The following is an 18105-nucleotide window of genomic DNA, read 5'->3' as shown; positions in this document are numbered from 1 at the left end:
AGTTCAGGTCGCGGGCCGTCATTGGCGACCCATGATCACCGCTCTCGTCGCCGCTGCCGCCCTGAATGTCGCCGCATCCGCTCCGCCCCCCTGCCGCTTCACGGGTGAGCCCCGTGTCTGGACGTCCGAGGCGCTGGCGTCGTGGGACCGTCTGGACCGTGAGCGGCTGCGAATCGCCCGACCGGTGACCCCGGTCATCACCCTGTTCGACCAGGCCTGCGCCTACACGCTGACGCCTGATGCACGGGGCGATTTCCGCGTCGGTGCGCGACGTTATCGGACCAGCGGCATGGGCCATTCCGGCCAGGTCGGCCTGCCCGATGGGGGAACTGTTCCGGCGGGCAAGCTGGCCTTCGCCTCGCCGCTGTCGGACGGGCGGATGTTCTTCATCATGGCCCTGCCGTCGGTCTGGCGCGCGGACCGGAGCGAGCCACGTGACTGGCGCCGGCTGTCGATGGTCGTCTTCATGCACGAGTTCGCCCACACCCAGCAGGCAGCCAGCCTCGGGGTTCGGGTCGACGACCTGCTGGCGCGCGGCCTGCCCGAGGACAGCGACGACGACGTCGTTCAGGACCGGTTCAGTGCACAGCCGGGCTATCCGGCGGCCTATGAGGCGGAGCGAGACCTGTTCTATCAGGCCGCCACCGCGCCGGACGCGCGCACGGCACGCGCCCGTCTGGCCTTGGCCGCGCGGGCCATGGAGGCTCGACGGGCGCGCTGGTTCCGGGGCGGGAACGCGCTCTATGCCGAGGCGGACGACGTCTTTCTGACGCTCGAGGGCACCGGTAACTGGGCCGCCTGGATGTGGCTGACCGACCCGCGCGGCGGCCGGCTCACGCCTTCTGCTGCGACCACCTTTGTGCGCGGTGGCGGCAATCGCTGGAGTCAGGACGAGGGACTGGGGATCATGCTGGCCGTCGACCGGCTGACGCCGGACTGGCCGGCGCTGGCCTTCTCGCCCCGAGGTGCGACGGCAGACCGGTTGATCGCGCGGGCGACGGTTCAATAAGCCAGCGCGATCCCGTCCTTGCGCATCTCGGTCGCCGCGCCGTAGGTCCACGGCCCGCGTCCGTTCACCTGCCGCACGACATTCTGGTAGCCGCCGAAGCCGCCGTTGGGGCCGCCGAGGACCCAGCCCATGGCCTCCAGCTGCGCCTTTGTCGCCGCCGGTACACCGGTTTCCAGATGCAGGACGCCGACGCCCTCGGCCGGCTGGCCGGTGGGCTCGGACGAGCCCTCGTGCTGCCAGCGGGGACTGTCGCCGGCCTCCTGCGGGTCGAGGCCGTAGTCGACCATGTTGATGATGATCTGGGCCTGCCCTTGCGGCTGCATGCCGCCGCCCATGACGCCGAAGGCCATCCAGGGTTCGCCGCCCTTGCAGGCGAAGCCGGGGATGATGGTGTGGAAGGGCCGCTTGCCCGGCGCGTAGACATTGGGATGGCCGTCGGTCAGGGCGAACAGTTCGCCGCGATCCTGGAACATGAAGCCGAGGGTCGCGCCGTCGGGGCCGTCGGGGACGAGGCCCGAGCCCATGCCGCGATAGTTGGACTGGATCCAGCTGACCATCATGCCGTCCTTGTCGGCGACGCTGAAATAGGTGGTGTCGCCCTGGGTCGGGGCGTCGCCGGGGAAGGCGCGGTCCATGATGCGGTCGGGCCGGATCACGCTTGCACGTTCGGCGGCGTAGGCCTTGGAGTTCAGCCAGTCGACCGGGGTGCGGCTGAAGCGGTCGTCGGCGAACCATTTGGCCCGGTCCTCGAAGGCCAGCCGCTTGGCCTCGGCCTGGTGGTGGATCGAGGCGGCGGACTGGAAGCCCATGCCCTTGAGATCGAACCGCTCGCAGATGTTGAGTATCTGGTTGGTCGACAGGCCCTGGGTGTTGGGGCCGAGGCCATAGACGTCGACGCCGCGATAGTCGGTGCGGATCGGCTCGACCCATTCGGTGGTGTGGGCGGCGAGGTCCGCCTTGGTCATCCAGCCGCCGATGCGGCGGAAATAGCGTTCGATATGGTCGGCGATGACGCCGTCATAGAAGGCATCGCGTCCGCCCTCGGCGATCAGGCGATAGGTGCGGCCGAGATCGGGATTGGCGAAGACCTCGCCGACGGCGGGGGTGCGCCCCCCGGGGGCGTAGACCGTCTTGCGGTTGTCGTTCTCCTCGATGACTGAGGCCGACCGGTCGAAACCGGCCATGTTCCGCTCCAGATACCAGGCGATCAGCTGGGGCATGGGAACGCCCTCCTCGCACAGCTCGGCGACGGGGAGCAGGACGTCCTTCCACGCCAGCTTGCCGTAGCGCTGATGGGCGCTCCACCAGGCGTCGACCGTGCCCGGGACGTTGACGGTGACCGCGCCGTATCTGGGCAGGTAGCCGTCCGGTTCCTTCTTCGATCGGGCGGTTTCAAGCGACAGGCCTCGGGGACTGTTTCCTGACCCGTTGAAGCCGACGACCTTCTGCCGGGCCGGGTCCCACAGCATGCAGAAGGCGTCGCCGCCGATGCCGTTGGCCGTCGGCTCGAGGAAGCCGAGGGCGGCGTTGATGGCGATGGCCGCATCGATGGCTGAACCGCCGCGCCTCAGGGTGTCGATACCGATCAGGGTGGCGCGCGGATGGGCCGTGGCGGCGGCACCGTGCTGGCCCCAGACGGTCGAGCGGCCGACGAACTGGACGCCGCTGTTGCGGTTGCCGGGACCGACGCCGGCGTAGGGGTCGGAGGACGGGGTCTGGCGGGGAGGAGTGGTCGCCGCTGCTGCAGGTGCGCCCGCGCTCGCTGAACCGGCTCCGGCGAGGAGGGCCCCGGCGGGCAGGGTCGAGAGGAAGGTGCGGCGGCGCATGGGGGACTCCGGTCAGGGAGCGTAGACCGTACCCGCTTCATTGGCCGAGGGAAGTGCGTTCCTTCTACCGCAAGGGGAGACGGGAAGGGTTTCAGCCGCCCAGATCGAGCGAATACCCCGCCGATCGCACGGTCCGGATCGGATTGACCGTCCCGTCGACGTTCAGGGCCTTGCGCAGGCGGCCCACGTGGACGTCGACGGTGCGGGCCTCGACATAGACGTCGCTGCCCCAGACGGCGTCGAGCAGCTGTTCGCGGCTGAACACCCGGCCCGGGTGCTGCATCAGGTGGTCGAGCAGACGGAATTCGGTGGGGCCGAGGTGGATTTCGTTGCCGGCGCGGCGGACGCGGTGGGCGACGCGGTCGATGACGATGTCGCCGTGGTTGATGCGGTCATCAGCCAGCCCCGGCCGGATGCGGCGCAGCACGGCGCGGATGCGGGCGATCAACTCGCTCATCGAGAAGGGCTTGGTCAGATAGTCGTCGGCACCGGTGTCCAGGCCGCGGATCCGGTCGCTTTCCTCGCCGCGTGCGGTCAGCATGATGATCGGCAGATTCCGGGTCTCGGCCCGGCCGCGGATGCGACGGCAGACCTCGATGCCCGACAGCTTGGGCAGCATCCAGTCCAGCAGGACCATGTCCGGCAGACGCTCGTCGATCTGGAGCATGCCTTCCTCGCCGTCGGCGGCGACGACAACGCGGTAGCCCTCTTTTTCGAGGTTGTACGAGAGCAAGGTCGCCAGGGCGTCCTCGTCTTCCATCACCAGGATATACGGTTGCACGTCGAACTCTCCGGTCAGGCGGTCGTCGTCGGGTCGGGGGTCGGGTCGGTGGCGTCAGCGGGCTCGAGCGTCGGGTCGGGATTCCAGCGGGGGCGCTCGCCTGTGAACTCCTGACCCGTGATCTCGTAGTGGATGGTTTCGGCGATGTTGGTCGCGTGATCGCCGATGCGTTCGAGGTTCTTGGCCATGAACAGCAGGTGGGTCCCGGCCGTGATCGTGCGCGGGTCGCCCATCATGTAGGTCAGCAGCTCGCGGAACAGGGCGTTGTAGTGCTCGTCGACTTCGTCGTCAGTGTTCCAGACCGCAATGGCCCCGTCGATCTCGGCGGCGGCATAGGCGTCCAGCACGTCGCGCAGACGCATCGACACCAGCTTGCCCATCCGCTCGATGGAGCGGGTCAGGGGCTGCATCGGCTCGCCCTCGGCCAGGATCAGGCCGCGCTTGGCGATGTTCTTGGCGAGGTCGCCGGTGCGCTCGAGATCCACCGCCAGCTTCATCGAGGCGAGGGCGCGGCGCAGGTCCGAGGCGACCGGCTGGCGCAGGGCGATCAGACGGATGGCCTTGCGCTCGATGTCACGATGCATGGCGTCGAGGCGCGCGTCGCGCTCAACCACGGCGCGAGCGAGTGCCACATCGCGGCGGGCGACGGAGTCCACGGCGTCCGCGACCTGGGCCTCGGCGAGCCCGCCCATGCGGGCGACCTCGGCGGTCAGCTGGTTCAGTTCGTCGCCGTATGCCTTGACCGTATGCTGGTTCATCAGCCGAATCGTCCGGTGATGTAGTCCAGCGTGCGCCGCTCGCGCGGGTTGGTGAAGATGTCCTCGGTGTCGCCGGTCTCGATCAGGCGGCCCAGATGGAAGAAGGCGGTGCGCTGGCTGACCCGCGCGGCCTGGGCCATCGAATGGGTGACGATGACGATGCAGTAGCTTTCGCGCAGCTCGTCAATCAATTCCTCGATCTTGGCGGTGGCGATGGGATCCAGGGCCGAGCAGGGCTCGTCCATCAGGATCACTTCGGGCTCGACGGCGATGGCGCGGGCGATGACCAGCCGCTGCTGCTGGCCGCCGGACAGGCCGGTGCCGGGCGAGTGCAGGCGGTCGGCGACCTCTTCCCAGAGACCTGCCCGCTTCAGAGAGGCCTCGACGACGCTCTCAAGTTCGGCCTTGGAGGCGGCCAGACCATGAATGCGGGGGCCGTAGGCGACGTTTTCGAAGATGGTCTTGGGGAAGGGGTTGGGCTTCTGGAACACCATGCCGACGCGGGCCCGCAGCAGCACGGGATCGACCGCCTTGGCATTGATGTCGTCGCCATCCATCTCGATACGGCCCGTGACCTTGCAGCCCGGGATGGTGTCGTTCATGCGGTTCATGGTCCGCAGGAAGGTCGACTTGCCACAGCCCGACGGGCCGATCAGGGCGGTGACCGTCTTGTCAGGGATATCCAGCGAGACGTCATAGAGCGCCTGTTTGCCGTTGTAGAAGACCGAGACGTCGCGCGCGGCGATCTTGGTCGGACCCACGGGGCCGGCGCTGTGCGCGACCGGAGGCGCGGCGATGACAGGTGTCTCGGCGGGCGTGCCGCCCTCGACGCCATCGGGGGCGCGGAAGAGGTTGAATTTCATCAGGCTACCACCGGCGTTCGAAGCGCCGACGCAGGAAGATGGCGGCGGCGTTCATGACGATCATGAAGGCGAGAAGGACCAGGATGGCGGCAGCCGTGCGCTCATGGAAGGCGCGCTCGGAAGCGTTTTCCCAGATGTAGACGAGGGAGGGCAGGGCACCCGTCGGCTCGCCGACGCTGTGTGGAATGCCCGGGATGAAGCTGACCATGCCGATCAGCAGCAGCGGTGCTGTCTCGCCCAGGGCATGACCCATCGAGATGATGGCGCCGGTCATGACGCCCGGCATGGCCAGGGGCAGGGTGTGATGGAACACCGTCTGGGTCCTGGAGGCCCCCATGGCCAGGGCGGCCTCGCGGATGGAGGGGGGCACGGCTTTCAGGGACGAGCGGGTGGCGATGATGATGGTCGGCAGGGCCATCAGGGCCAGAACCAGACCCCCGACCAGTGGACTGGCGCGCGGCAGATGCATCCAGTTGATTAACAGGGCCAGGCCCAGCAGCCCGTAGATGATCGATGGCACGGCGGCGAGGTTGTTGATGTTGACCTCGATCAGGTCGGTGATCCGGCCGCGCGGGGCGAACTCCTCCAGATACAGGGCCGCGCCGACGCCCAGCGGAATGGCGACGAAGGCCGTCACCAGCAGCATCAGCGCCGAGCCGACCACGGCCCCCAGCACGCCCGCCAGCTCGGGCTCGGTCGAGTCGCCCTTGGTGAACAGGCCACTGTTGAAATGCGCGGCGACCATGCCCGAGGCCTTCATCCGGTCCAGCCAGTCGATCTGTTCGTCGCTCAGGCGGCGCTGGTCGGCGGGCGTGGCGCGCGAGATCTCGCCCTTGAAATACAGGTCGGCGTCGTCCGAAACCGGCGCGGCGATCGGTACGGTCTGGCCGATCAGGTTGGGGTTGCTCTGGATCCGGGCGGCCGCGGCGAATTTCAGCTCCGACGAGAAGATGCCGCGCATCTCCGCAGCCTTCGAGCCCTGCGCGTCGTCGGCGACGCCGAGGCGCGCCAGCTGCTGCTCGGCGACCAGCAGCTCGAAATTCGTGCCTTGCGGATAGCCGCGGTCGACGCGCGCCGGGTCCATATAGACCGGCACGGTCACGGTGTGGGTGTAGAAGGCCGTGTGGCCCTGTTCGATGATCCGCCCCAGCAGCAGCAGCAGGAAGCCGACCGCCACGCCGATGGCCAGCAGGCCGTACAGCTTGAAGCGGCCTTCGCGGGCATAGCGGCGCTTGAGCCCGGCGCGCAGGCGCTCGGCGCGGATCGCGGGGGTCACGGTCGCGTCAGTCATACTGCTGCCGGTAGGTCTGGACGATGCGCTGGGCGATGATGTTCAGCGCCAGGGTCACCAGGAACAGGGTCAGGCCAAGGCCGAAGGCCGACAGGGTCTTGGGGCTGTTGAACTCCTGGTCGCCGGTCAGCAGGGTCACGATCTGGACCGTCACGGTGGTGACGGTATCCAGCGGGTTCAGGGTCAGGCGGGCGGCGAGGCCGGCCGCCATGGTCACGATCATGGTCTCGCCGATGGCCCGCGACATGGCCAGGAGCATGGCCCCCGCGACGCCGGGCAGGGCGGCCGGCAGGAGCACGCGCTTGACCGTCTCGGACTTGGTCGCGCCCATGGCATAGGAGCCGTCGCGTAGCGACTGGGGCACGGCGTTGATGATGTCGTCGGACAGGGAGCTGACGAAGGGAATGAGCATGATCCCCATCACCATGCCGGCCACCAGGGCCATCTGGTTCTGGACCAGCAAAAGATACTGACCGAGGCCGTCCATCGGACCGCCGACCAGCAGGGCTCCGATCTCGTTGAAGAAGACGCGGAATGCCGGACCAACGGTCAGGGCGGCGAAGAAGCCGTAGACCACGGTCGGCACGCCGGCCAGGATCTCCAGCACCGGCTTCACAGTCGCGCGGAACACCGGCCCCGCGTATTCGGACAGATAGATGGCCGAGAACAGGCCGACCGGGGCGGCTACGGTCATGGCGATCAGCATGATCAGGAAGGTGCCGGCGAACAGCGGCAGGGCACCGAAGGCACCGGTTGATCCGACCTGGTCGGCGCGGATGGCCGTCTGGGGGCTCCACTGGGTGCCGAACAGGAACTCCGCGATCGGCACCGAGGCGAAGAACCGCATCGCGTCGTAGACCAGAGAAGCGATGATGCCGACGGTGGTCAGAATGGCCAGGGCCGAACAGACAAACAGCACGCCGACGATCCAGCCCTCGACGCGGTTGCGGGCGCGCATGCCGGGACGGATCTGGTTAAAGACGAACAGGGCCCCGAGCAGACCGGCGAGGATGGCTGCAACGCCAGTTCCGATCTCGAGCATCCGGGAAATCCGCTCGGCACGCTGGCCTTCGGTCGGAAGAAGCTCGGCGTAGGGTGCGGGCCAGATCTGAACCGCCGGCCTTCCTGCACCGACCGAACGTGCATCGGCGAAGAAGGCCTCGCGGCGGAAGGGTTCCAGCTGCTGCACCGCTTCGGGTGCGCCAGACGCGGTCAACTGACGTTCGATCGGGGCCGAAAAGACAGAGGCTGCGATCAGGATCGCCAGGGCGGGCACCGCCGTCCAGATCAGGGCATAGGCCCCGTGCTGGCCGGGCCGTGAATGCGGGTGTTCACCTTCACCGCGACGGCGCGCGACGGCTCTCCCGCCGACATAGGCGGCGACAGCTGCTGCGATCAGGATCGGCAGGAAAAGCCAGGTCATGGACGTCCGGAACAGGGAATCAGGACCGGCCGGTTTTACGGTTCGCCCCCACGGGGATAACTGCCCCGGAATGGTCAGCGGATTACGACGTGCAGGTGACAGTTCTGTTACGCTGCCCGGCCAGGGTCCACCGGGCGGTCACAAGACCGTCTTGACGACCCGCGGCGCGGCGACCGGAAAATAGGCTGTGAAGGTTGCGCCGTGCCCCGGGGCACTCTCCACGGTCAGCCCGCCGCGATGGCGATTGACGATGTGTTTGACGATCGCCAGCCCGAGACCCGTGCCCTGGCGTTCGCCACTCTTCTGACCCTCGACGCGGTAAAACCGTTCGGTCAGCCGGGGCAGGTGCTCCCGCTCCAGACCGGGCCCATGGTCGCACACGGTGACGGCGGCGTAGCGCTGTCCGGTTTCCCGGTCGGGCGTGACCAGCGGCAACCGGGTCGCGCCGTCCCCGCGGCTACCGCCGGACCACGGAGCCGAGGCCTCGTTCAACGCGATATCGGGCTGGATCACGATCTCGACGCTGCCACCGGTCGGGGAATATTTGATTGCGTTATCGACCAGATTCTGGACGACCTGAAGGATCTCGTCGCGGTCCCCGCTCACCGGCGCGCTGGCGGTCCGGTCCAGCAGGGTCACGGCAACCTGACGCTCGGCCGAGAGTACGCTGACGGCGTCGACCACATCAGCGGCGGCGCGGGCCAGATCGACGCGACCGGCAGGCGGAATATGCTCGTTCAGCTCGATGCGGCTGAGCGACAGCAGGTCCGAGACCAGACGGCTCATGCGGTCGGCCTGGGTGGCCATGATGTCGAGGAACCGGTCACGCGCCTTGGGGTCGTCGCGGGCATGGCCCTTCAGGGTCTCGATGAAGCCGGAAAGCGAAGCGAGCGGGGTCTTCAGCTCGTGGCTGGCGTTGGCGAGAAAATCGACCCGCATCAGTTCCATCCGCCGCACGTCGGTTTCGTCGCGCAGGACGATCAGTGCCAGAGTGCGACCGTCCGCCGAGGGAAGGGGCCGCGTCAGGGCGCGCCAGTGGCGGGCCTGGGCCCCGACGCCGCCATAGTCGGTGGTTCGGGTCAGGCCGCCGAACAAGGCTTCGTCCACCGCCTCAAGCACCGCCGGATCGCGCAGTACCGATACCAGAAGCGCCCCGTCGGTCTGAATCCGCAGAAGGTCGCGTGCGGCGGTGTTGGCCAGAACGACACGGCGGCCGGCGATATCGTCGGCCTCGCCGCCGGACACCACCAGCACGGGGTCTGCCAGCGACTCGAAGACGCTGTCCAGCAGAACCCGGTCCAGCGGCGGCTCCGGGGCCTGGGTGGCATCAGCGGCTTCCGCGCCGACCGGCTGGGCCCGGTTGACCATCCATGTCGTCAGGCCGACCAGGATTGCGGCCCCGACGAGATAGATCGCCGCGTCCGGTTGCAGGATGGCGGCCACCAACAGGGCGACGATGGCGATACCGGCGCTGGCACCGACGGTCCACAGGCGGGAACCCGTCTGGGGTGCGACCGGGGAGACTGAGACTTCGTAGGGCATTCACGCTTTCGCTGGCACGCTCTCGCTGGCGCGGGTGAATCGTATCGCGCGAACATGACACGGAATTCATGACAAGGGGGCGCCGACGGTGCTCGCAGCGGGTTGTCAAACATCCTTTACACTTCTATCTCTGATGGCAACGGATTGAGTTCAGTCGGAGGGGACCATGGCGGCGGCGTTGACGCTGGACGGGGTGAGCAAGCGGTACGGCGAGTTCCAGGCCGTGAAGGACCTGAGCTTTGAGGTCGAAAAGGGCACGATCTGCGGCTTCCTGGGTCCGAACGGGGCCGGCAAGACCTCGACGATCCGGATGATCCTGGGGCTGCAGGGCGTCTCGTCCGGACGGATCGGCATTCTCGGCAGCGACGACGGGCGCAAGGTGCGCGACCGGATCGGCTTCCTGCCGGAGGAGCGGGGCCTCTACAAGAAGATGACCCCCGTCGATGCGATCGCCTTCTTCGGCTCGCTGAAAGGCCTGCCGATCGGCGAGGGCCGGCGGCGCGCGAAGGATATGCTGGACGCCCAGGGGCTGGGCGCTTCAAAGCGCAAGAAGATGAAGGAGCTGTCCAAGGGGATGGCGCAGAAGGTCCAGCTGATCGCCTCGGTGGTGCATCGGCCGGAATTCGTCATCCTGGACGAACCCTTCTCGGGGCTGGATCCTGTCAATCAGCAGGGGCTTGAGGCGGTCATCCGCGGCCTGGCGACCGACGGGGCGACGGTGCTGTTCTCGACCCATGTGATGCAGCACGCGGAACGACTGTGCGACAAGGTCGTGCTGCTGGCGCGCGGCCAGAAGGCGTTTGAGGGCACCGTCAGCGAAGCGCGGGCGACGGCCCCGCGGTTCCTGGAGCTGGAAGGGGCCATCGAGCCGTCTGCTGCTGCCGGCTTGCCGGGCGTCACGGGCGTTGAAGTCGTCTCGGACTTCGGCGGCGTGCGCGTGCTGCGGGCCTCACTGGGTGCGGGCGTACACGGCACGCGGATGCAGGGACACGACGCGCTGAAGGCGGCCTTTCTGGGCGGGCTGGACGTGCGCCGTTTCGAGCTGCGCGAGCCCAGCCTGCATGACGCCTTCATCGGCCTGACCGGTGACAACCCCGACATCGACCAGTCCGTCAAAGGCACCGGCACGGAGGCCACCCGATGAACCGCACGCTCCTGATCGCGCGGCGCGAGTACGCTGCCTACGCCAAGACGGTCGGCTTCTGGCTGTCCCTCCTGGCCTTTCCGCTGTTCGCGGTGATCGGCGGGGCCGTACCGATCCTCATGCGGTCGTCAGAACCTGTGCGACAGGTCGTGCTGATCGAGGAAGGCCCCCAGGCCGTGGGTCTTGCAGCGTCTGTGCGTGATGCCTTGCGTCTGGACGCCGAACGTCGGGCCGATGCCGCGCGTCGGGCGCAGGCAGAGGCGGCCAAGGCCACGGGCATGCCGCCAGAGGCCCTCGCAAAGGCTCCGGGCAATAGTGGCGGAGCTTTGGCAGGCCTGCGCCGCCAGCGACTGGCGATCGTGGATACACCGCCTGCACTGCTTCAGGCATCTCCTGGCCAGCCACAGGAAGATGAAGTGCGTCGCTTGCTCGGCGATGATGCCGAACAGGGACAACGGCTGGACGCCGTCGTCTTCCTGACCCGTCAGAATGGTCAGCCGGCGGCACGGGTCTGGAGCCGACGCGCCACGGACGACACGGTGGAGGACTTTGTCCGCGACGCCCTGCGCTCGGCCAATCGCCGTCAGGTGTTCGAGACGGCCGGCATCGATCAGGCGATCGTGACGGATGCCGAGCGTTTCCGGCCGGACGTGAAGGTGTTCTCACCCAAATCCCAAGCGGGCGGCGGGCTTGTCTCCTTCCGCGACCGTCTGCCGGGCATCATCGGCCTTGCCTCCGGTTTCCTGCTTTGGTCGCTGATCATCACCGGGGCGTCGATCCTGCTGAACAGCGTGATGGAGGAAAAGGCCAACAAGATTCTTGAGGTGCTGCTCTCATCGGCATCTGCGACCGAGATCCTGGCGGGCAAGGTTCTGGGGGTGGCGTTCCTGACGCTGACGGTACTGGCAACCTGGGGCGGGCTGGGGGCGGCAGGCCTGCTCGCCTTTGCGCCGCAGTATGCGCCGACGGTGGGCAGTGTGCTTCTGGACGGGGGGATGGTGTTCTACCTCCTCGCCTATGCGGTCGGTGGTTATCTGATGTACGCGGTCCTGTTCGCGGCCATCGGCGCATTCTGCGAGACGCCTCGCGACGCCCAGACGCTGATGGGGCCGATCATGATGGTGCTGACCGTGCCGATCCTGATCATGACGACGGCGCTGCAATCGCCGGACGCACCGATCGTGAGGATCCTATCGCTGGTGCCTCTGTTCACACCCTTCGTCATGCCTGCGCGCATCGCGGCCGAGCCCCCGATGATCGAGGTCGCGGGCTCTCTGTTCGCCATGTTCGCCTTCGCCCTGCTGATGGTCTGGATCGCGGGACGGGCCTTCCGGGCGGGTGCCCTGTCGGACGTCAAGCTGAGCTGGAAGTCGTTCGCGGGGGCGGTGAGGGGCGGGGGGAAGTAGGGGACGTCCGGTCCCCTTTTCCCGCTTGCGGTAGAAGCAACGAAAAGGGCCGCCCCGGTTTTCCGGGGCGGCCCTTGATCTGTCTGGTGTGACGTTCGCCTAGGAGCGGTTGCCGCCGCCCGGACCGCCAACGCCCGGCACGCGGGGCTTCGGAGGCGGCAGGAGACCTTCGCGCTGCATGCGCTTGCGGGCCAGCTTGCGGGCGCGGCGCACGGCCTCGGCCTTCTGGCGGGCGCGCTTCTCCGAGGGCTTCTCGTAGTGCACGTGGCGCTTCATCTCGCGGAAGCTGCCTTCGCGCTGCATTTTCTTCTTGAGGGCCTTGAGCGCTTGATCGACGTTATTATCGCGAACGAAAATCTGTACCAGGTTGAACTCTCCTTTGGCCGCCCGCCGCGCACCTCGAAAGGGAGACGGGCAGACAAATAAAATCGTCTTCCACGAACAGGGTCCGCGGATGAAGGCGGGCTGATACACGTTCGCCCCCCGCATGTCCAGATCGTCGCGCCTCAATCTGAAGGCTCGAAACGCCCGCCTGACGGGGATATGCTGCCGCCATGACCGATGCGCCACACCTGTCGAACGAGATGCCCGAGGGCGATTGGGGCGACCGGATGGAGCAGTCCGTGCTGGACGCGGCGATCCGCCTGTCGCCCGCGCTGGGCTGGAACAGCCGGATGGTCCGGCAGGCCTGCGCCGAAAATGGCCTGTCCCTGGGTGATGAGGAACTGCTGCTGCCCAACGGGGCGCGGGACCTGGCGGCCCTTCTGTCGCGCCGCCACGACGATCGGGCGCTGGCGGTTCTGGCTGAGGTCGACGCCAAGTCCCTGAAGATGCGCGAGCGAATCGCCGCGGCCGTCTCGGCCCGGATGGAGGCGGGGGCCGCCGATCTGGACGCCACGCGCCGCTGCGCCGCCTTCCTGGCCCTGCCGATCCATGCCGACCTCGGGCTGAAGCTGGCGTGGGAGAGCGCCGACCATCTGTGGCACTGGGCCGGGGACACGGCGACGGACTGGAACCACTATTCCAAACGGGCGATCCTGTCCGGCATCCTGATCCCGGCCCTGACCATGCGCTGGTTCGACGGCAAGGAAGCCGCAGAGGCCTTCGTGGCCGCCCGGATCGAGAACGTCATGGCCTTCGAGAAATGGAAGGCCGGCAAGGATTTCGACGCGCCGCTAAAGCGGGTGACGGATCTTCTCAGCCGGATGCGCTACGGAGCGAAGACCGAGGCCTAGAGCGGCTTGACCCGGTTCACATGGCCCATCTTGCGGCCGGGGCGGGCCTCGGCCTTGCCGTAGAGGTGCAGTCGGGCGTCGGCCCGGGCTGACAGTTTCGTCCACTGCTCGACCTCGTCGCCCAGCAGATTGGTCATCTCGACGCGGGCGTGGGCCGTCGTCGGGCCGAGCGGCCAGCCGGCGATGGCGCGGATGTGCTGTTCGAACTGGTCGCAGACGCAACCGTCCTGGGTCCAGTGGCCGGTGTTGTGGACGCGGGGCGCGATCTCGTTGACCAGCAGGCGACCGCCGCCCAGGTCGAACAGCTCGACGCCGAGGACGCCGACGTAGTCGAGTCCTTCGAGGATGGCCCTGGCAATGGCCCTGGCGCGCCTCTCCGTCTTCGTATCGACCGCGGCAGGGGCCAGCGTCGTCTTCAGGACGCCGCCCTTGTGGACGTTTTCACCCAGTGGATAGACGGCGATCCGGCCATCCCGGCCACGCGCGGCGATGACCGACAGTTCACGGACGAAGTCGGCGCGGGCTTCCAGAATGGCGGGTCGCTCGCCGACGGCATGCCAGGCGTCGGCGGCCATGGCGGCCGAACGGACCCAGACCTGACCCTTGCCGTCATAGCCCTCTCGTCGCGTCTTGAGCAGGGCGGGCGCGCCGAGCCAATCCAGACCCGCGATCAGGTCGTCGAGGCTGTCGACGGCGACGAAGTCGACCGTCGTCGCGCCGACGCCGGTCAGGAAGGTCTTTTCGTCGACCCGATCCTGGGCCACGGCCAGCGCCTTGGGGCCCGGGGCGACGACGGCACCGCCCTGGGCCAGTCGCTCGACCGAGGTCGCGGGCACGTTTTCGAACTCGAAGGTCACGGCCTGACAGGTCTGGCCCAGCACCATCAGGGCCGTGGGGTCGTCATAGGCGGCGACGATCTGGCCCTGCGAGACCCGGCCGGCGGGACTGTTCTCCTCGGGGTCAAGGATGACGACGTTGAAGCCGAGGCGTGATGCGGCCTGGCTGAGCATACGGCCCAGCTGGCCGCCGCCCAGAATGCCGAGGGTCGAGCCGGGAGGCAGGGGCGAGATCACTCAGTCCTCGACTGTTTCGTGGACCGCCTCGGTCTGGGCTTCGCGGAAGGCCGTCAGCCGCCCGGCCAGCTCCGGATCTGCGAGCGCCAGGATCTGGGCCGCCAGGATGCCGGCGTTCTTCGCGCCCGGCTCCCCCACCGCGAGGGTGGCGACGGGGATGCCGCCCGGCATCTGGACGATGGACAGGAGACTATCGAGGCCCTTGAGCGACTTGGATTCCACCGGCACGCCCAGCACGGGGAGCTCGGTCATGGAGGCGGCCATGCCCGGCAGGTGGGCCGCGCCACCGGCCCCGGCGATGATGACCTTGAAGCCGGCGGCCCGGGCACCGGTGGCGAAATCGAAGAGGCGTCGGGGCGTGCGGTGGGCACTGACGACCTTCGCCTCCCAGGCCACGCCGAGCCGATCCAGGGCGTCGGCGGCGTGTTTCATCGTCGGCCAGTCCGAGCGGCTGCCCATGATGATCGCCACTGGTGGTGTCCCGGTCGTCATGGAGGCTCGCCCTTTCCGCGGGAAAGCGGCGCGATACAGGACTCGCGTTGCGCCCGCAACCGACCGCGTTAGGCTGACCCTTGGCCGGCGTGTTGAGTCGCCGGCCGGGGGAGCCCTCTTCGCTCGTGACCAACGCGGCCGTCATCGACCCTTACGACGAGATCGAGCGCCTGCGGGCCGAGATCGAGACCCTGCGTCGTCGCGCCGAATTGGCCGAGGCGGCGGCGGATCATGACGTGCTGACGCCGGTTCTGAACCGGCGGGGCTTCGTCGCCGCCATGAAAGGCGCCATGGCCTTCTGTCAGCGGCATGGCACGCCTGCGGTGTTGCTTTATCTCGACCTCGACGGCTTCAAGAGCGTCAACGACAGCCTCGGCCATGCTGCGGGCGACGCCGCCCTGGTGCATGTCGCCGACCTGCTGGCAGCGAATCTGCGCGAATCGGATGCTGTCGGCCGTCTGGGCGGCGACGAGTTCGGTCTTCTGATGCTGAATGCGGGGCTGAACGGCGGTCGCGAGAAGGCCAAACGCCTGGCCGAGGCCCTCGCGTCCGAGGCTTTCGTCTGGAACGGACAGGCCACGCCTCTGGGCGGTTCGTTCGGCGTGAGAGCGTATAACGGACATTCCGACCCGGAAGTCTGGCTGGCCGAGGCCGATGCGGCCATGTGGGTGCGCAAGCGCGGACGCTGAGCCGGGCGGTCAGGCGATGATGTCGGGCAGGATCCGGTCCTCGATCTTGGCGATCTCGTCCCGCAACAGCAGCTTCTTCCGCTTCAGCCGGGCGATCATCAGCTGATCAGGCACGGGCATATGGCTCAGCGCTTCGATCGAGGCACCGAGGTCGGTGTGTTCCAGCTGGAGCAGCTTGAGCCGCGCGTGGAGCGCCTGCTCTTCCTCGGTCATAAAGGGTTCGTCATCGTTCATGCTGGGGATCCCGGACACCGGTCTATACCGTGCGTCCTGTCAGGCCGGAAGGCGGTCCGCGAGCTGGACCAGTCCGGCACGCGGCGTGATCGGCGACCAGACCCTTGCGGCGGCCACCATGGCGGCGAGCGCGGGTCGGGCAGGGCCGCTTGAGGCCGGAGCCAAGGCTTCCAGCGCGGCGAGAAGGTGGCGTTCCGCCTCCAGTTCCACGGCCTTGACCTGTGCCCGCACGGCTTCCCGGGCCTCGTCGTCAAGGTCGGGCGCACGGGACTTGAGCGCCTGGCGGACAGCGCGCAGCGGCGCGATGGCGGTTTCCTGCCAGGCGCGCGCGGTGTCGCCGGCGGCTTCAAGAGCGTCTTCGTCCGGGTTTCGGCCTTCAGCGGCGCACCAGGCCGCCCACAGGAGCAGCGGGACGTTCTGGCCGGCGGCGGCCTGAAGCTCCAGACAGGCATCAGCCACGCCGTCGGCGGCGTAGGTGGTCCGCGCCCAGTCCCACAGGCTCATTCGGCGTTCGCGGGCTTCAGCCCTTCCCAGCGGCGCACCGCAGACCAGTCGAGGCCAAACAGGTCCAGCGCGCGGCCCACCGACTGATCGACCATTTCGGCGATGCTGTCGGGCTTCGAATAGAAGGCCGGCAGGGGCGGCGCGATGAAGGCCCCCATCTCGGCCAGGGCGGTCATGGTCCGCAGGTGGCCGAGATGCAGGGGTGTCTCGCGCACCATCAGCACCAGCGGGCGGCGCTCCTTCAGGACCACGTCGGCCGCGCGGGTCAGCAGGGTCGAGGTCACGCCGGTGGCGATCTCGCTCATGGTGCGGACCGAGCAGGGGGCGATGATCATGCCCATGGTCCGGAACGAGCCCGAGGCGATGGTCGCGCCGACATCATTCAGCCGGTGCGTCACTTCGGCGCGGCCCAGCAGGTCGTCGGCGGAAAGGTCGGTTTCCTGCGACAGGGTCAGCAGGGCGGCACGGGTCACGACCAGGTGGCTTTCGACCCCCAGTTCGCGCAGGGCGTCCAGCACCCGCACGCCATAAGTCACCCCGGAGGCTCCGGAAATACCGACAATGAGGCGCCGGGGGGTTGAGCCGGAAGGGTTCCGTACGGCTCCGTTCACATCTTCGGCCAATTCGGGCTCCAGGGTGGTCCGTATCAGGACAGTAAGCAGTTCACTGGAATGTGATTCTACAGCCGGTCAGACCCGGCGCTGACTGTACTGGTCCCTTAGACATGGAGGCGCAAGCCATGACCATCGAAGCTCGTATCCGCGAACTGGGAAACCGTCACCGCAACCTGGATGAGACAATCCGGCGAGAGATGATCCACCCGGCCACGGACTCGCTTCGAGTGAGGGAGCTCAAGCAACAGAAGCTCCGGCTCAAGGAACAGATCACCACCCTGGAGGCCCGCACCGGATAGCGAGGCGGTTCCGAAAAAGACAGCGGCCCCGGAGAGCGATCTCCGGGGCCGTTTTTCTTGTCAGTCCTTGGCGCCGAACACCGAGGCCGCCGTCGGCTCGGCCCCGCGGCGCTCGCGGGCTTCGGGGACGAACTCCTCCTCCGCCGGCTCGGTGGGTGCGTCGACGGGCTGCAGGGTGGCTCCGCCCTTCTTGGCGTCGTCCCTCGCCTTCTTGTCGGCTGCCTTGCGGACCAGGTCGTCCAGAGCCAGCTGGCCGACGAGGCCGAGCGTAACCGGGTCGACCGGCTTGATGTTGGGGCTGTTCCAGTGAGTGCGGTTGCGGACGCTCTCGATGGTCGACTTGGTGGTGCCGAGCATCTTGGCGATCTGGGCGTCGGTCACCTCGGGGTGATTGCGCACGAACCAGGCGATGGCGTCCGGGCGGTCCTGACGGCGCGAGACCGGCGTATATTTCGGCGCGGGCTTGTGGGCCTTCATCAGTTCGGCGTGGCGGCTGACGACGGCCTGCATGCGGTAGGCGTCGTTATTCTGGGCCTTGTCCAGTTCTTCGCGAGTCAGTTGACCGTTGACCAGCGGGTCGGCACCGCGAATGTCACGGGCCACGTCGCCGTCTGCGATGCCGCGCACTTCCAGCGGATGCAGGCCGCAGAATTCGGCGATCTGCTCGAAGGTCAGCGAGGTGTTGTCGACCAGCCAGACCGCAGTGGCCTTGGGCATGAGGATGTCGGTCATGAACGCAATTCCGGTTGAGGTTCGAGCCCGAAAACCGGGCTCTGGATACGACGGCGCCCGGCCTTTCGACCGGGCGTTGAAGATGGAGATATAGGCCTATTCGTCGGAAAAGAAAACGGAAGCCGACAAGGCCGTACAGCCAAGGTTCATCGAGGCCCCGCAACATTGGCCCTGCAGACGCGTTTTGCGT

Annotated in this window: 20 protein-coding genes; 6 read left to right on the top strand and 14 right to left on the bottom strand. The window is 67.7% G+C overall.

All coding sequences use genetic code 11. The features are described 5' to 3' along the window. Positions 1-31 precede the first annotated feature (31 nt). On the top strand, positions 32-1009 hold the full coding sequence (locus ACP7AS_RS10145; RefSeq protein ID WP_426028739.1) for a hypothetical protein: 978 nt from the start codon (positions 32-34) through the stop codon (positions 1007-1009). Here the strand turns inward: ACP7AS_RS10145 and ACP7AS_RS10140 are convergent. From ACP7AS_RS10140 to ACP7AS_RS10110, 7 genes are all read right to left on the bottom strand, one after another. Continuing rightward, positions 1003-2835, bottom strand: a complete 1833-nt coding sequence (locus ACP7AS_RS10140) for a gamma-glutamyltransferase family protein (RefSeq protein ID WP_426028738.1) — start codon at positions 2833-2835, stop codon at positions 1003-1005. The genes ACP7AS_RS10145 and ACP7AS_RS10140 overlap by 7 nt on opposite strands. A gap of 91 nt (positions 2836-2926) precedes the next feature. Beyond that, on the bottom strand, positions 2927-3616 hold the full coding sequence (phoB, locus tag ACP7AS_RS10135) for a phosphate regulon transcriptional regulator PhoB (protein WP_426028737.1): 690 nt from the start codon (positions 3614-3616) through the stop codon (positions 2927-2929). A gap of 14 nt (positions 3617-3630) precedes the next feature. Next, a complete protein-coding gene (gene phoU / locus ACP7AS_RS10130) occupies positions 3631-4374 on the bottom strand; it encodes a phosphate signaling complex protein PhoU (protein WP_426028736.1) in 744 nt (247 codons plus the stop codon). Continuing rightward, on the bottom strand, positions 4374-5237 hold the full coding sequence (pstB, locus tag ACP7AS_RS10125) for a phosphate ABC transporter ATP-binding protein PstB (RefSeq protein WP_426028735.1): 864 nt from the start codon (positions 5235-5237) through the stop codon (positions 4374-4376). Before pstB ends, phoU begins: the two co-directional genes overlap by 1 nt. A 4-nt stretch (positions 5238-5241) precedes the next feature. After that, positions 5242-6528 (bottom strand): phosphate ABC transporter permease PstA, encoded by a 1287-nt coding sequence (pstA, locus tag ACP7AS_RS10120; protein WP_426028734.1) that lies wholly within the window; start codon positions 6526-6528, stop codon positions 5242-5244. Continuing rightward, a complete protein-coding gene (gene pstC, locus ACP7AS_RS10115) occupies positions 6521-7951 on the bottom strand; it encodes a phosphate ABC transporter permease subunit PstC (protein WP_426028733.1) in 1431 nt (476 codons plus the stop codon). Before pstC ends, pstA begins: the two co-directional genes overlap by 8 nt. A 138-nt stretch (positions 7952-8089) precedes the next feature. Next, positions 8090-9493, bottom strand: coding sequence for a sensor histidine kinase (locus tag ACP7AS_RS10110; RefSeq protein WP_426028732.1), 1404 nt, complete (start codon positions 9491-9493; stop codon positions 8090-8092). Positions 9494-9659: 166 nt separating this feature from the next. Here ACP7AS_RS10110 and ACP7AS_RS10105 point away from each other — a divergent pair, with 166 nt between their 5' ends. Further along, the gene (locus tag ACP7AS_RS10105; RefSeq protein WP_426028731.1) at positions 9660-10637 is read left to right on the top strand and encodes an ABC transporter ATP-binding protein; all 978 of its coding nucleotides are present in this window, start codon (positions 9660-9662) and stop codon (positions 10635-10637) included. Beyond that, the gene (locus ACP7AS_RS10100) at positions 10634-12043 is read left to right on the top strand and encodes an ABC transporter permease (protein WP_426028730.1); all 1410 of its coding nucleotides are present in this window, start codon (positions 10634-10636) and stop codon (positions 12041-12043) included. Before ACP7AS_RS10105 ends, ACP7AS_RS10100 begins: the two co-directional genes overlap by 4 nt. 99 nt (positions 12044-12142) lie before the next feature. Here ACP7AS_RS10100 and rpsU read toward each other — a convergent pair whose 3' ends face one another. Further along, positions 12143-12409: a 30S ribosomal protein S21 gene (gene rpsU / locus ACP7AS_RS10095; RefSeq protein WP_305304291.1), complete on the bottom strand. Its 267-nt coding sequence runs from the start codon at positions 12407-12409 to the stop codon at positions 12143-12145. 188 nt (positions 12410-12597) lie between these two features. Between rpsU and ACP7AS_RS10090 the strand changes: the two genes are divergently transcribed. Continuing rightward, entirely contained in the window at positions 12598-13278 is a 681-nt protein-coding gene (locus tag ACP7AS_RS10090; protein WP_426028729.1) for a COQ9 family protein, read from the top strand. On the opposite strand, the gene ACP7AS_RS10085 is transcribed toward ACP7AS_RS10090, so the two are convergent. Both ACP7AS_RS10085 and purE read right to left on the bottom strand, forming a co-directional pair. Next, positions 13275-14348: a 5-(carboxyamino)imidazole ribonucleotide synthase gene (locus tag ACP7AS_RS10085; protein WP_426028797.1), complete on the bottom strand. Its 1074-nt coding sequence runs from the start codon at positions 14346-14348 to the stop codon at positions 13275-13277. The two genes, ACP7AS_RS10090 and ACP7AS_RS10085, sit on opposite strands and share 4 nt — an antisense overlap. A 3-nt stretch (positions 14349-14351) precedes the next feature. Then, positions 14352-14843: a 5-(carboxyamino)imidazole ribonucleotide mutase gene (purE, locus tag ACP7AS_RS10080; RefSeq protein ID WP_426028728.1), complete on the bottom strand. Its 492-nt coding sequence runs from the start codon at positions 14841-14843 to the stop codon at positions 14352-14354. Between the two features lie 125 nt (positions 14844-14968). On the opposite strand from purE, the gene ACP7AS_RS10075 reads away from it, so the two are divergent. Then, positions 14969-15532: a GGDEF domain-containing protein gene (locus ACP7AS_RS10075; protein ID WP_426028727.1), complete on the top strand. Its 564-nt coding sequence runs from the start codon at positions 14969-14971 to the stop codon at positions 15530-15532. A 9-nt stretch (positions 15533-15541) separates the two neighbouring features. Here the strand turns inward: ACP7AS_RS10075 and ACP7AS_RS10070 are convergent, their stop codons facing one another. The 3 genes from ACP7AS_RS10070 to ACP7AS_RS10060 are packed head-to-tail and all read right to left on the bottom strand — an operon-like array spanning position 15542 to position 16881. Beyond that, complete coding sequence (locus ACP7AS_RS10070; protein WP_426028726.1) at positions 15542-15766, bottom strand: YdcH family protein; 225 nt, start codon at positions 15764-15766, stop codon at positions 15542-15544. Positions 15767-15805: 39 nt separating this feature from the next. Then, positions 15806-16270: a TIGR02444 family protein gene (locus ACP7AS_RS10065; protein ID WP_426028725.1), complete on the bottom strand. Its 465-nt coding sequence runs from the start codon at positions 16268-16270 to the stop codon at positions 15806-15808. Next, entirely contained in the window at positions 16267-16881 is a 615-nt protein-coding gene (locus tag ACP7AS_RS10060; RefSeq protein ID WP_426028796.1) for a UbiX family flavin prenyltransferase, read from the bottom strand. The genes ACP7AS_RS10065 and ACP7AS_RS10060 overlap by 4 nt, the downstream gene beginning before the upstream one ends. 128 nt (positions 16882-17009) lie before the next feature. On the opposite strand from ACP7AS_RS10060, the gene ACP7AS_RS10055 reads away from it, so the two are divergent. Next, complete coding sequence (locus tag ACP7AS_RS10055; protein WP_426028724.1) at positions 17010-17183, top strand: YdcH family protein; 174 nt, start codon at positions 17010-17012, stop codon at positions 17181-17183. Between the two features lie 60 nt (positions 17184-17243). Here ACP7AS_RS10055 and ACP7AS_RS10050 read toward each other — a convergent pair whose 3' ends face one another. Beyond that, positions 17244-17915, bottom strand: coding sequence for a DUF1013 domain-containing protein (locus ACP7AS_RS10050; RefSeq protein ID WP_426028723.1), 672 nt, complete (start codon positions 17913-17915; stop codon positions 17244-17246). Between the last annotated feature and the right edge of the window lie 190 nt (positions 17916-18105).

Origin of the sequence: Brevundimonas sp. TWP2-3-4b2 (assembly GCF_049897345.1) — a bacterium.
Taxonomy (GTDB): domain Bacteria; phylum Pseudomonadota; class Alphaproteobacteria; order Caulobacterales; family Caulobacteraceae; genus Brevundimonas.
The sequence above is the reverse complement of the archived record's forward strand: the minus strand, read 5'-3'. Positions and strand labels throughout refer to the sequence as shown.